General features: G+C 43.9%; 8 protein-coding genes. 5 read left to right on the forward strand and 3 right to left on the reverse strand.

What is annotated here, in order from left to right; translation table 11 throughout:
• Positions 1-149: 149 nt before the first annotated feature.
• Together QUB35_RS21645 and QUB35_RS21650 are read right to left on the reverse strand one after the other, a co-directional pair.
• On the reverse strand, positions 150-857 hold the full coding sequence (locus QUB35_RS21645; protein WP_006631855.1) for an ABC transporter ATP-binding protein: 708 nt from the start codon (positions 855-857) through the stop codon (positions 150-152).
• 64 nt (positions 858-921) lie between these two features.
• Positions 922-1,701: an ABC transporter ATP-binding protein gene (locus tag QUB35_RS21650; protein ID WP_333143799.1), complete on the reverse strand. Its 780-nt coding sequence runs from the start codon at positions 1,699-1,701 to the stop codon at positions 922-924.
• Between the two features lie 293 nt (positions 1,702-1,994).
• Between QUB35_RS21650 and dpdE the strand changes: the two genes are divergently transcribed.
• Genes dpdE through QUB35_RS21675 form a run of 5 tightly spaced genes read left to right on the forward strand, consistent with a single transcriptional unit; the run spans position 1,995 to position 12,613 of the window.
• Positions 1,995-5,363 (forward strand): protein DpdE, encoded by a 3,369-nt coding sequence (gene dpdE, locus QUB35_RS21655; protein ID WP_333143800.1) that lies wholly within the window; start codon positions 1,995-1,997, stop codon positions 5,361-5,363.
• Positions 5,363-7,909, forward strand: a complete 2,547-nt coding sequence (gene dpdF, locus QUB35_RS21660; RefSeq protein ID WP_333143801.1) for a protein DpdF — start codon at positions 5,363-5,365, stop codon at positions 7,907-7,909. The genes dpdE and dpdF overlap by 1 nt, the downstream gene beginning before the upstream one ends.
• Complete coding sequence (gene dpdG, locus QUB35_RS21665) at positions 7,906-8,793, forward strand: protein DpdG (protein WP_333143802.1); 888 nt, start codon at positions 7,906-7,908, stop codon at positions 8,791-8,793. The genes dpdF and dpdG overlap by 4 nt, the downstream gene beginning before the upstream one ends.
• Positions 8,790-11,900 carry a protein DpdH gene (dpdH, locus tag QUB35_RS21670; RefSeq protein WP_333143803.1) on the forward strand — a complete coding sequence of 1,037 codons (3,111 nt, stop codon included), beginning with the start codon at positions 8,790-8,792 and terminating at the stop codon, positions 11,898-11,900. The genes dpdG and dpdH overlap by 4 nt, the downstream gene beginning before the upstream one ends.
• A 5-nt stretch (positions 11,901-11,905) precedes the next feature.
• The gene (locus QUB35_RS21675) at positions 11,906-12,613 is read left to right on the forward strand and encodes a hypothetical protein (protein WP_333143804.1); all 708 of its coding nucleotides are present in this window, start codon (positions 11,906-11,908) and stop codon (positions 12,611-12,613) included.
• A gap of 261 nt (positions 12,614-12,874) precedes the next feature.
• Here the strand turns inward: QUB35_RS21675 and QUB35_RS21680 are convergent, their stop codons facing one another.
• Positions 12,875-13,708, reverse strand: coding sequence for an SAM-dependent methyltransferase (locus QUB35_RS21680; protein WP_333143805.1), 834 nt, complete (start codon positions 13,706-13,708; stop codon positions 12,875-12,877).
• Positions 13,709-13,894: the final 186 nt, after the last annotated feature.

Below are 13,894 nucleotides of genomic sequence, written 5' to 3' on the forward strand. Positions count from 1 at the left end.
TCACCAATAACCAGTGCCCCATGCCCCATGCCCCATGCCCCATGCCCCATGCCCCATGCCCCATGCCCCATGCCCAATGCCCCAGGCCCCATGCCCAATGCCCCATGCCCCATGCCCAATGCCCAATGCCCCATGCCCCATGCCCATATTTAACTTTCACCTAAATACGCTTTGCGAACAGTTTCATTTGACTGCAAATCGCTAGCCGTACCAGCAACTACAACCTGACCGGTTTGGATGACATAGCCGCGGTGGGCTACACTTAAAGCCATACGGGCGTTTTGTTCCACCAGTAAAATAGTTGTTCCTTCAGCATTAATATCACGGACGATCGCAAAAATTTGACTGACTAACATAGGTGCCAATCCCATACTCGGCTCGTCCAATAATAACAAGCGGGGGCGCGACATCAAAGCCCGGGCGATCGCCAACATTTGCTGTTCGCCGCCGCTGAGAGTTCCCCCTTTTTGACTAATTCTTTCTCGCAAACGAGGAAATAAATTTAATGCTTTTTCCATATCTGACTTGATACCGAGAGTATCGTTGCGGAGATAAGCACCCATTTCCAGGTTTTCTTGCACCGTCATGCGCGGAAAAATCAACCGCCCTTCGGGACTTTGAGAAATCCCCAAACGGACGATCGCCTCTGTAGATAGTGCTTCTAAAGGCTTTCCCTCAAATAATACAGTGCCTTGGCGCGGGCGCAGCAGTCCTTGAATCGTGCGGAGAGTGGTAGTTTTCCCCGCCCCGTTGCTGCCGATTAATGTCACAACTTCTCCCTGCGAGACTGTTAGCGATACTCCTTTGAGAGCGTGGATATTTCCGTAGTAAGTGTGAATGTCTTTAATTTCCAACATCATAATTGCTCTTTGTGGGCTATCTTTACCTAAATCTTAATCAAAATATGGAGATATTTACCCATTAACCATGTCCATCTTCTTCTTTTCCCAAATATGCCTCAATCACGCGGGGATCGGCGCGAACTTCTGCCGGAGTTCCCTCAGCAATTTTAGTACCGTACTCCATAACACTAACGCGATCACTAATTCCCATCACCACCTTCATATCATGTTCAATCAGCAAAATACTCAAATTCAACTCATCGCGAATCCGGTAAATAAAGCGAGTTAAATCAGCCGTTTCGTTCGGGTTCATCCCGGCAGTTGGTTCGTCCAAAAGCAACACTTTCGGATCGGAAGCCAAAGCCCGCGCAATTTCCAATCTACGCTGGTCGCCGTAGGAAAGGTTTTTTGCCAACTCCGGCGCTTTAGCAACACCTAAACCGACAAAATCAAGCATAGCGAGCGCTTTTATTTTAGCTTCCCGCTCCTCCAGATTCGCAGCGGGAGGGCGGAGGATTGCACCCAACAAACCTGTTTTTAATCGGCAGTGTCTACCTACTAAAACATTATCCAGGACAGTCATGTTGTTAAACAAGCGGATATTTTGAAAAGTTCTAGCAATGCCGAAAGTTGTCAGGCGATCGGGCGGTAAACCCGTGATATTCTTCTGTTCTAGGAGCAACTGACCCGCACTCGGTTTGTAGATACCTGTCAGCATATTAAAAAAAGTAGTTTTGCCCGCACCGTTGGGGCCGATCAAACTGGCGATCGAGCCTTTTTCCAATGTTAAACTCACCTGGTTAACGGCAGTCAAACCGCCGAATCGCATTGTAAGTTGCTGTGCTTCTAATAATGACATTTTGGTTGTGATTCCTAATATTAGTTAAGCGGTTATAGCTCGGATTCTATATAATACCAAATCGGCTCTGTTAAAGTGCGTCAGCTTGGCTGTGGTGGGATGCTCGTTACCACACGGAAAGATTTGGGGATCGGAATGCGTTACAGAAAGTCTTGGGCCAAGCTTCATGACTGCGTTTCGGTTTAAGGTTTCCCCTTGAGTGTAAGGACAAAAAGGGTGGAAAATTAAATTACACTGCTAGTTTTTCATGGGGATGGGCTAGTCTAGTAAGAGGGTATGTAGAGGCCGGAACTATGATAAAGCTTGGTTTGCTGGTGCGATCGCGAAGCGTCTCCGCAGAAAAATCGCCAAACAACGACTTAGGAATCGGAAAAGTTACCGAGCTATCCTACTCTACAGCAACGGTTGAATACTTCTGCTCAATTGGGCAACGCCTGGAAAAAACCTTACCCTTAACTTCGCTTTATAGAGTTCAACTCCCGCCTCAGACACGATGCTACATCCAGCCAGAAACCCAGGATACATGGATAATTGGCCGAATTTTTGACTGGGATCAAGACAAAGGTCAGTATCGAATCGATCTACCCGATAAAAAGATAGCATTAGTTGCTGAGCACGAAATTTACGTTCGTTGCAATCTACCCATCGATGACCCCATCGAAACTCTAGCGATGAAAGGTCAGGAAACGCCCTACTTTCACGATCGACGTTTAGCTTTTGTCCAGTGTCTCATCGAACAACGCGCTGTCAGTCGCGGGATGACAGGGCTGATTTCTGCCAATATTGACCTTTATCCCCATCAAGTTGAAGTTGTCCGCCGCGTACTCGAAGACCCCATTCAACGTTACCTCTTAGCGGATGAAGTTGGACTGGGAAAGACGATCGAAGCAGGTGCTATTCTTCGCCAGTATCTCCTCGATGAACCGCAGGGACGTGCAGTGGTGCTTGTACCGCAATACCTGCGGGAACAGTGGCTTCAAGAATTAGAACATAAATTCTATGTCTCTGACTTGGACAATCGTGTCCAGGTTCTTGCAGTAGAGGATGTCGATCGAGTCAGCCCGAATGCCGATTTGGGCTTCCTGATTTTAGATGAAGCACATCATATTGCAGCAATGGCGACCTCTTCAGATTCGATAAAGCGCAGCCGTTTCCAGACTTGCAAACACCTCGCTCATAAAAGCGATCGCCTACTTCTATTATCTGCAACTCCAGTTCTCAATCACGAGCAAGATTTCCTGGCGATGCTGCACCTACTCGATCCGAGCACCTACCAACTTGATGATTTAGAAGGTTTTCGTGCGAGGGTGAAAAACCGCCAACAAATTGGTCGAGTTTTACTCTCATTTAAAGAGAAAGCAAATCCGTTTGTGCTTAAAACTAACCTCAACCAACTGCGAAACCTTTTTTCTGAAGATAAATATCTGCTAAATCTCGTAGAGGAATTACAAAATTGTTTGCTTTCTAAAGAAACACTCCCGGCAGATCGAGATCGAATTGTGCGATCGATTCGCACCCACATCAGCGACACCTATCGGTTACACCGTCGAATGCTCCGCAACCGTCGCGCTGCGGTGGAAGATGTAATTTTTGCCCGAAATGTGACACCAAAAGTAGAGTATGACTTAGATGAGCGATCGCCCCAACTTCACGAACTAATTGATGAATGGCGCACAGTCGCTCCTAACCAACAACAATATCAGCAAATTTTTCTACTTTTATTCCGTGCTAGCGGGACTTGGTTAGGGATTTTAGCGCAAGTGCTGGAAACCCGTTTAAGCGGCATCTCCCATTCTGCCTTGATTCAAGAATTTGGTGCTGATAATATCCGCATTCTGACAGAAACCCCTAAATTTTCTGGGGAAGAACAGATTTTGCAATCTTTACTAAGAATTATTCAGCAACCTTCAGAAGAAGGATCTCGCCTCGAATTACTAAAGATAGTGATACTGTATCATCTTTCAGAGACTTTTAAACTTCAATCTTATCGCAGCAACCTTCATAAATTGCTCGAACAGGTGCAACAGCAAATTCGCAGACCGATATCGGGAACTCCCCTACCTAAAATTGTCATTTTCACCAGTTTTGCCCAAACAGGCGCTGAAATTTTCCGGTGCTTATCAGATACCTTTGGTCAGGCCTCTGTAGCTAGCCATCAATTAGGACTGTCTCGTTCTCATGTTGAGAAAAGCCTCAACAAGTTCAAAAATGACCGAAATTGTTTTATCCTTGTTTGCGATTCCTCTGCTGAAGAAGGTCGGAACTTTCAATTTGTTGATTGGATGATTCATTTCGATCTTCCCTGGTCGCCAAATCGTTTAGAACAAAGGATTGGTAGGATCGATCGCATTGGTCGCCCTTTAAATGTTCAATTTACAGTATTCGCAGGCTCAGACTTAGAGGATAGCCCTCACGATGCTTGGTATCAATTATTAAAAGACGGTTTCGGCATCTTTCATCAATCCATTGCCAGTCTCCAGTTTTATGTAGATGAAAAACTACCAGGACTGCTAACCACTATGTTTCAATCTGGTGCTAGTGGACTATTGGAAATGATAGAGACTATCCAACAAGAAATTGCTGAAGAAAAGGTAAAAATTAGCGAACAAAACGCTTTAGATGAAATAGATGCCCAGGATGAAAACGCTACCCAATATTTTCAAATTTTAGATGATTATGATGCTCGCCATCAGGAAATTAAACGAGCAACAGAAGACTGGATATGTCAAGCACTGCACTTCAAACAAATTGACGATCCCAATTTAGAAAAAGTAGGGCGTTATCAACCTACTAAGCGCACTCTAATTCCCATCCACGATCTGCAAACTCGCTTTGCTGCTTATGCACAACCCTCTGGTACTTATAATCGGAGAATATCAACTAAATATCCTGGTGTCAACCTCTACCGTATTGGGGAAGAATTTGTGGAAGCACTAGCATCTTATATCCATTGGGATGACAGGGGTCAAGCATTTGCTCTATGGCGATGCGATCGCTCTTGGGATGCTGGGGAAGGGATGGAATGGTTCGGTTTTCGCTTTAATTATGTAGTCGAGGCTGATTTGGAATTAGCCCAGCAAGTTTCAACAGATTTTGAGCTGGAGCGAAGTAGATTTGTATCTGTGAAACGGCGCGCTGATGCGTTATTTCCTCCAATCCTAGAGACAATTTTTATTGATGCTCGCTACGAACCAATGAGCATTGTTGAAGATGAAGCTGTTTTGAAGATTCTGCAAGGTTCGTACAAGGGTAAAAGTTCTCATCCCTGCCGAGATTATAATTTAGCAAAAAGTCGATTATCGGTTCTCAATGAGTTTGTTGATGAGAGTAAGTGGCCTGATTTGTGCAGTCAGGCGCGTGAGACTTCGGAAATACTGTTGCGCGATCGCACTTTTTTCATCTCGCTCTGCGAACAGCGCGCCCGAATCGCCGACCAGAAACTAGGAAATAGAGTAGACCAACTGCGGCTGCGCCTCAACCGAATGGCTGAAAGCCAACAAACTTCGCACTCTTTACTAGCAAAAGAAGTTAACATAGAAACTGCGTTAAGTCAAGCTATTTTAGAAGGAATTCGCCATCCGCGAATCAAGCTTGATTCTGTAGGATTCATTGTAGTTTCTGGGCGACCTCCGGTTGAATCTCAGGAAGGGGGAGATGAGTGATGGCTGATTCTTTTCAAAAGCTCAGAGAAATTCTCCAAACAGATAAGATTCCTGGCGATACAAGTCAATTTTCAGAAGTTGGTTACAGGCGCTTGCTGGAAACTTTGGATGCTGCGGGAACTTCTTATGCGCCGGGAAGGGGAGATATTGCGACTCTAATCCGTCAGGTTCTGCGGCGGGAATACGAGCAAAAAGGCGGGATACCCCCAACTTTGAAAGTACCTCGGACTTCTCTTTTTCCCGATCGCGAAATGTGGCAACAAAGCGGTATCGATATTTTGAGCGACGGTGCGGATTACTATCTGATTAGCGCTCATCCTTGGCAGCCTGATTGGCTAGATTTTTCCGCACAATATCCCCCAGAAAAACCCGTATTTGATGATAAAAAACGCCGCAATTACGAGCCAGTAGAGGGAGATCCGTTTCTGGAATTGGTGAATTGGCAGAAGTATCGGAGTGTAGGGCAACGTGAAGCAATTCGGGCTGTTTTGACGGCTCCTGACAATTCGACACTCGCCATTAACCTGCCTACTGGATCGGGGAAAAGCCTTTGCGCTCAACTGCCGGCGCTGGTGCGATCGAAAAATGCTGGTGTAACAGTTGTTGTAGTACCAACTACAGCACTAGCCATTGACCAGGAACGAGCTTTAAAACCTTTTGTGAACCATGCCACTGCCTATTATGGCGACGAGTTTGGGCAAGGACAAGAGAGACGGCAGGAAATTCGCGATCGCATTCGCAACGGCACTCAGCGAATCGTTTTCACATCACCCGAAAGCTTGATGAATTCTCTCGCACCTGCTCTTTACGAAGCCGCCAAATCAGAAATGCTGCGGTATTTCGTAATAGATGAAGCGCATATCGTCGAACAGTGGGGCGATGAATTCCGTCCCGCTTTTCAAGAACTCCCAGGTTTGCGAAGAGATTTGCTGCGCTTAACTTCTTTTACAACTTTATTGCTGACTGCAACCTTAACAGAATCCTGTTTAGATACCCTAGAAATTTTATTCGGGAAACCCGGCCCGTTTCAAGTGATATCTGCCGTACAGTTGCGACCGGAACCGTCTTATTGGTTTGCTTGGTGTCAAAGTGAAGAAATCAGGAAACAGCGATTAATTGAAGCGGTTTATCATCTTCCCCGCCCTCTGATTGTTTACGCCACCAAACGCGAAGATGTCCGGCGATGGCAACAGGATTTATTGTTTGCTGGATTCAAACGGTGTGCGATTATGACCGGGGAATCCAGCCCAGAAGAACGCTCTCAACTGATTGAAAATTTGCGCGAGAGACGAGTTGATATAGTTGTTGCTACTTCTGCTTTCGGCTTGGGTGTGGATCAGTCAGATATTCGAGCCGTGCTTCATGTCTGCATCCCAGAAACTATCGATCGCTTTTATCAAGAAGTGGGTCGAGGAGGTCGAGACGGCAAAGCAGCAATCTCGCTCACCTTACATACCAATGAAGACTTAGAGATTGCCAAATCGCTTAATGACAAATCTGCCATAACGAGCGATCGGGGTTTTCAGCGGTGGAAAAGTATGTTTTTGAGGAAAGAAATTCTTCCCGATGGGCGGTTTCGCGTTCCCGTCAATATTCCTCCATCCTTACAATCAGGAGACATTGACATGAACAGCCAACAGAATCAGGCTTGGAACATCCGCACTTTAACGCTGATGAGTCGATCGGGTTTAATCGATATTGATGCCGAGGAACCGCCGCGAAGAAGAAATTTTAAATCGGAAGCAGCTTATAACGAAGCTTGGGAACTGCACAGAGAGTCCCGGTTCATCCGCATCCGAGATGAATCACATCTGAATCGTCAAACTTGGGAACATAAAGTAGAGCCAATTCGCCAACAGCGCCAAAACTGGAGCTATAAAAACCTGCAATTGATGCGTGAGGTTTTGCGGCCGAAACGCTGTATTTCAGAAATCTTTGCTGAAGCTTACACTATTCCCGCCCGTGCAGTGCTAGAACCGAGAAAACAGGTGATAGTTTCTCCCGCTTGCGGTGGATGTCCTGTTTGCAGAAAAAACAGGGAACCAGAGTTTTCGGGAATTATGCCTGCGCCATTACCTGTATGGCAAAAACCGAATTTTTTTGTAGGTGAAGAACTAAAAGGATTGCTAGGAGGAAATAAATTAATGCTAGTTTTCTATGAGTCTCTTGAAGCTCAAAGCTGGCAACTCAAAAGCCCTAAACTTTTTAACTGGTTAATCGAGCAGGGAATTAATAATCTTGTTGTGGCTGATGAATTTCAGAGTATATTGATAGCAGAAACAAAGGGAATTGCCGATGCTTGTATATTTTTGTTTGGAAAATACGAACCCATGCTGATGCCGCGCATTCCCACCCTGATATTTCATCCGCCCGGAAAGGCTATCCCTCACAACTATCTGTCACTCAACAGAACTTCTCAAGCTCCGCTAATCATTATGCTTCCCGTAGATACACCCGATCCGAGCCGCGATGACCGCAAGCTGATTAATATTTTTTCAGGCAGATACTTGATGTTTAACCATTTTTGCAGGGAGGTTAATTTATGAGCGTCTTAAAAACTGCTTTGGCTACTCCTAGCAGAATGCGAGGAATATTTAGATATTTACTTGAAGCACCCAAACAGCGCGAAAACAAGGAAAAACTCACTCGGCTGCTTTCTCCACATGAATTGTCAGAAGGGAGAAACAAAAGTGCCGAATATCCGATGTTTGATGCTGCACTGCGAGAAAGCATAAAATGTCGCTTATTAATCGCAGACAATGATGATATTGCTATAAATTTTGAGATTCCCGAAGCATCTCGACATCCTAAAATGGGTGATAAATTGTTACCCGATACGCTGGTACAGCTATTGTTTGCTTCTGATAACGAAGATGAAGAAGATTTAGGTCGGTTAATAGCATGGTATTTAGCACAGGATATTTATGATGCTCCCGGTACATGGCAAGAAGTAGAACAGCGTGTCGCAGAGCAGGGAGTTGCTGAGTCTTTAGATTTGAAAATATCCAGCAATAGTTTGTTTGGTCAAGTCGAGGACTGGATGTGTTATTTAGGGTTTGCTTGGGGTCATGCTTCAGATTCCAACAAAAAACTTGTTGTGGCTGAGCCAACTGCTTATCTCAGACGAAATTTAAAGGATTTATTTCAAGGAGAAGCAAAAGCTAAACTTTCAATTCGAGATTTTATCGATCGTCTAGCTCAAAAATGTCCTCTGTTTGAAACTGGAAAATTTCGAGAACAGGTTGAAGAAAAAATTGGTGGTCGCTTACCCAATCATTTATCAACTAGCACGGCTTTTGCTTTATTCCGCCTTCAGGATGATAAGTGCATCCAGCTTATAAAAGAGTCGGATGCCGATTTATTCATCTTTCCAAGTGGTGACAAAGAAGCAGGATTTTCTCATATTATTTGGACGGGAGTAGAACTATGACTTTTACAAAATTTGTTTGCTGGGATGTCGATCGCGTTCGCCGCGTAATGGGTGTGGAGGCTACGCAAACTCCAGATAGTATATTTCTGGCAACTCACCATCCAATTGCCATGTACCGCCAGGAACTTATCGATGCACCGTCGCGTGTTACCTACAGTGAGGAACAATTTCTGAAAGACTTTCTCGCTGAAAAAGATTTCGCTTTCGTGCCAGTTTTAGGCAGTTCGGGGACGGGAAAATCTCACCTGATTCGCTGGCTAGCTGCGAATATTGAATCGACCCAAAAGCGCCGAGTTTTGCTCATACCCAAAATAGGAACGAATCTCAAAGATATTATCAGTTTAATATTAGAAGGGATGCCAGGAGCAAGTTTTGATGAATACCGGCAGCGTTTAAATCGAGCCACTAGCAGCTTGACAGAAGCCCAAGCGCGGGAACAACTTCTGAATCAGCTTGCGGCTGCGGTTGGCCCAAACGGTCGGGGCGATCGCACAAAACTGTCGGACGTGGAAGATTACCTAGTTGGTGCTGTTGATTCTTTCCTATACGATCCATTTTTCCGAAAAGAATACTGGCTAAAGGATGGGGGTATTATCCATCAATTAGTTATCCACATTCTCGGACAGCGAGATACGGTAGAAGTTGTGGAAGAACGGAGGCATTTTTCGCTAAATGACTTGCCTCTCAATGTTTTAAACTTGCAAAAAGCTGGGCAGTCTGCGCGGGAATTTTATAGCTTACTCATCGGCGATGAGGATATTCAAAGGGCAACTGTAGATTGGTTGAACCGACATTTAGATGAAGCCATAGCTCAGGTTTTGAGCTTGGGGCGGGAAGATTTACAAAGATTGATGGGGGAAGTTCGCGAAACTTTAGCCCAACAAGGAATAGAGTTAGTTTTGCTGATTGAAGATTTTGCTAAATTGCAAGGCATCGATCGCGAAGTTTTAGAAGCAGTTTTAGCGCGACCTCAACAACCGGGTGGCAAACATTTGTGCGCGATCCGAACGGCGCTAGCTTGTACTACGGGCTATTTTGACAGTCTGAGGTTAGATACTGTAAAACAGCGGATTACTTTTAGCGTTAATCTTGACCTTGGCACAGTTGGCGAACAATCTTTAGTGAATTATGCAGATATCAAACAATTTGTGGGTCGATATCTCAACGCCGTGCGTTTGGAGGATAAAACAATTCAAAATTGGTGGGCTGACTCTCGCAATCGCGAAGGTGCGGATCGAGAATCTCTACCTAGTGCTTGCAATGAATGCGAACATAAATTAGCTTGTCATGCAGGTTTTTCAGAAGCAGACGGTTTGGGTTTGTATCCTTTTACGCCTGAAGGATTAGAACAAATGCTTTCTAGAGTCAATCCCGGCAATTTTAACCCTCGGATTTTGATTAAAGATGTTCTTAAGTGGACGCTAGAAAATTCTGCTGCTGATATCGAGGGCGGAGAGTTTCCTGCTATTTCTGTGCGAGAACACTTTGGTAAGATGCGGCTGAGTGCAATGGTTCAGGGAGATATTCAAGCGAAAGATCCAGAAAATGGCGATCGCCGCCAGATTCTCCTAGATTTGTGGACGGATAGTAACGAGCTTTGTGATTTGCACCCAGAAGTTCACTCTGCATTTGATATTCCGGCGCTGGGCGTGAAGGTTCAGCCTACAAAAAAATCATCATCTATTTCTGGTCCTAAAGAGTCTAGGTCTTCTGTTAGTAAGTATCAAGTTGAGTCACAATCTAAAACTAAAAAAAATCTGGCAGCAGCCGGACAAGTTCCCGACAAGCTGACTAGGCAAAAAGAATTTCTTGATAGGTGGAACAACACTCAAGAAAGTTTCCCGCAAGATATCGCTGGGGAACTGCGGCCGTTGATTTACTCAGCTATCGGCGAGCGGATCGAATGGGATACGGAAATGCTGCTTAAGGGGGTTTTTGCTAGTAGTGGGACGACATATTTTAAAAGCAGAAATATTACTTTTTATAGTCGAAAAGTGACGAGGGAGACGATTTCTGGAGTTAAACTATCTCTTCCTCTGAATCCTGATGATGCAGATGAGTTTCGGGAAACGGCGATCGCCTTTCAAGGTATTTTGCAATACAACCATTACAAGCATTGGAAGTTCCCCGATGGATCTCGCTACTTTCGCACCTACGCCAAACAACTGGAAAAATGGAGTCAATATGTAGTTGAGCAAATTCGCCTGTATCCCCGCGAGTCTGGGGAACCTTGGAACCCTGTCCCTGCGGCAGTTGAACTACTGGCGATCGCCGCCACAATGGCAGGACATCCTACAGATTCGATTGAACATTTGATTAATAGTTTGTTTCTCGATTTAGAAGCAAAAGATTTAGAAAATCGTTCAGCTAACTGGAAAAAGCTATTTAATAGCTTACAAAACCACCGGGAGGCTTTACTAGAAATTGTTAAAAGTCGCACTGCCTGCACAAAAGGAAGTTCTAAACAATTTCAGATTATTGATGTTGTACAAATCCTCGACCCATTGCAACAGGTTAGCAAATCTTGGCAACCTCAATGTGAAATTCCGACAGATGTTCGAGAAAAGTTTCCCGAAATTGAGAAAGCGCGTCAAGCTGCGGATGAACTGCTAGAAAAAGCGATTCAGGAAGAGTGCGATCGCCAACTTGGTGTTTACAATTCTCTAGTAGCTGCATTAGGGGAAGACATCAAGAAAAAAGATGTTACCGATTTAGTAAAGCGGGCGATCGATAGCTCGACAGAAGCTGGTGTATTTCGAGGCAGAAAGAATGTCGATGAGCTAAAATCAGTATGGGAACAGTTTAAACGAGTTGGGCTTGATAGATATTTAGGAACAATGAAGCGCGTGCAAGCTGAGAAAGATAATCCCGATAGTAAACCGGGGAAGCTGCTTGAGTATCTCAGGGAAAATCATCAAAAAACAATGACAGAGGCTGCCGAATTTGTCGGCAGCACTAACAATTTTCTTGATGCTTCTCTAACCGATGCGAATAACCAAATTGAAGTTTTAGAAGTGTCAGGTGGTGCAACAGTAGAATCTTGCCATAGGGCTATTCAAGATGGATTGGCTAAACTGCGAAATCTAATTACTGAAATTAAAGGATAGATAATATGCTTCTCGAAAAATCAACTCAACTGATTGACTTATCTCACAAGAAAATTAATCTTCAGACGTATGCAACCCATCTTCAAGGCTTTCAATCTCGACAACAGCAAATAGAGCAAGCTGTCGCTGGAACTATACCTCTCGTTCAATCTTTGAGAGCTTTTCGCCAAAGAGGAATTGCCAATTTCGCTCTAACTCAAAAAGCTGACGAACTGCTGAATTTTATTGCTAATGTTGAGGCAGAATTTAAAGCAGATCCTGAGTGGATTATAGACAATGAAAATTTCAATAAAATAAATTTCAATTTGAGGATAGAGCAATTGCAAAAAGCTCTAGAAGACCAATTGAGTCAAGCTTGGCGGCGCTACCGAAATCAAAATAGGCCCCGCACTAATAATGAAATCCTAAATTTATTGGATAAAGTTTCGGCATTTAAGCCAACTATCCAACGAATTAGAAATTTAGATTTGCAAATTCGGGCGTCTAACTCAATTCCCCAAAGCAGTGAGGATTTTGATAAAGTCGATCGGCTAATTGAGCAATTAAAGCAGTGCTGGGAGGGCTTAAATGCTGATGAGGTTCCTGAAGCAGTGCTTCGTTTTCTGAGAGTGGCTGCTAATGAGGGTGCTACCCTGGGACTTTTAACGCCAGAGGTAGAAGATTGGTTGACTAAACAGGGTCTTATTGATTCTTTACGAATTCGCTTGACCTAATAAATGGTTTGCGATTGTCCAAGAAATCACTGACGCACCCTCCTGCATTTTCTAGGGTACCGACAAAGTGCGATCGTCTGTACTCTGCGGTGCGTCAGCAGCAAATTGTGTGAGTTGAGTCAAATCTCTTGACTGACCAAGAATTTCTTGATGATACCCGCCACGTGATTTATCCGTGGAATCAATCCAAAATTGAAAATCGAAAATCTTCAAGCCCCCGCATTTATCCGTGGGGTCAATCTAAAATCTAAAATCTAAAATCTAAAATCGATTGACGCCCCCTACTGCATTTTCTAAAGTACAAACAAAATAGAACTTAAAAAGATTAGATTCTAGCGAACGGCCAGGGCGATACTGTGCGTGTAAATCGGCAGTCGAAAAGTTTTCAATAACTTTGAGATTGAGTTCATCAGCCCAAGTTGCAATCTTTTCAAACCCAGTAATCCACGGTGCATACATACTTTCGTATTTATCTATGTAATCATTGATATCTTGGTAGCCCGTCGTTCTCAAAATCACCTTTTCCGACATATAATCAAAGGATACTCGAAAATTAGGAAAATTGTCGCGAATTTGTTCTAGTACAAATATTACATCTTTTTTGTCAACCAAAGTAGTGTTGCCTTCCCACAAAAAATATGTCTGTCGAGCGAAATCAAATTCACTCTGTTTCAGCAAGGAGATTAAACCGTCTTTTACGTAATCGCCGGGAATATAGCGAACATTGGCAGTAACTTTGTTTGCTTTGAGAGTTTCTGCTTTTAATTGAAAAGTCGCGCGATCGTCTATTTCAAAATAAGTGACTTTTTCGCCATTAATTCTAGCAGCGCGAGTATCCAAGCCTGAACCTAAAATAACTACTTGCTTGCAACCTCCTAAAATTTGATTTGACAAAACATCATCAAAATATTTAGTCCGCAACTTAACCATTTCTTTAGCGGCGGGAGAGCTTTGAGCTATGTGGCTAGCTACTTTTTTTGTTTCCTCATTCAGCCATATTTTTACTACATGATCAGTATACAGAGGAATGGCCTCTTCATTCTCTTCTGCTCTAAATTCCGCAACGATAAAAGCAGTACCAGTTACATTTTTCATGGCTAATCTTTCACCCTTACTAAGTAGTTGGTTACAAATAAACATTAGATGGGGAGGGGGTTTTTACACCCCTAAACTCCCTTGTATCTTAGATGTTGCACCATTCTAAATAAGGTTTTTATGAACAGGCAAGATGCCTGTTCCACAAAGAGTGAATTTTATTGTGGAACAGGCATCTTGCCTGTT

Source organism: Microcoleus sp. B13-B6 (assembly GCF_036705405.1).
Classification (GTDB): Bacteria; Cyanobacteriota; Cyanobacteriia; order Cyanobacteriales; family Microcoleaceae; genus Microcoleus.

Bases quoted from the DNA above. Each gene is read 5' to 3' on its own strand.
- QUB35_RS21645 (WP_006631855.1), bottom strand. From the start codon at position 857: ATGTTGGAAATTAAAGACATTCACACTTACTACGGAAATATCCACGCT.
- QUB35_RS21650 (WP_333143799.1), bottom strand. From the start codon at position 1,701: ATGTCATTATTAGAAGCACAGCAACTTACAATGCGATTCGGCGGTTTG.
- dpdE (WP_333143800.1), top strand. From the start codon at position 1,995: ATGATAAAGCTTGGTTTGCTGGTGCGATCGCGAAGCGTCTCCGCAGAA.
- dpdF (WP_333143801.1), top strand. From the start codon at position 5,363: ATGGCTGATTCTTTTCAAAAGCTCAGAGAAATTCTCCAAACAGATAAG.
- dpdG (WP_333143802.1), top strand. From the start codon at position 7,906: ATGAGCGTCTTAAAAACTGCTTTGGCTACTCCTAGCAGAATGCGAGGA.
- dpdH (WP_333143803.1), top strand. From the start codon at position 8,790: ATGACTTTTACAAAATTTGTTTGCTGGGATGTCGATCGCGTTCGCCGC.
- QUB35_RS21675 (WP_333143804.1), top strand. From the start codon at position 11,906: ATGCTTCTCGAAAAATCAACTCAACTGATTGACTTATCTCACAAGAAA.
- QUB35_RS21680 (WP_333143805.1), bottom strand. From the start codon at position 13,708: ATGAAAAATGTAACTGGTACTGCTTTTATCGTTGCGGAATTTAGAGCA.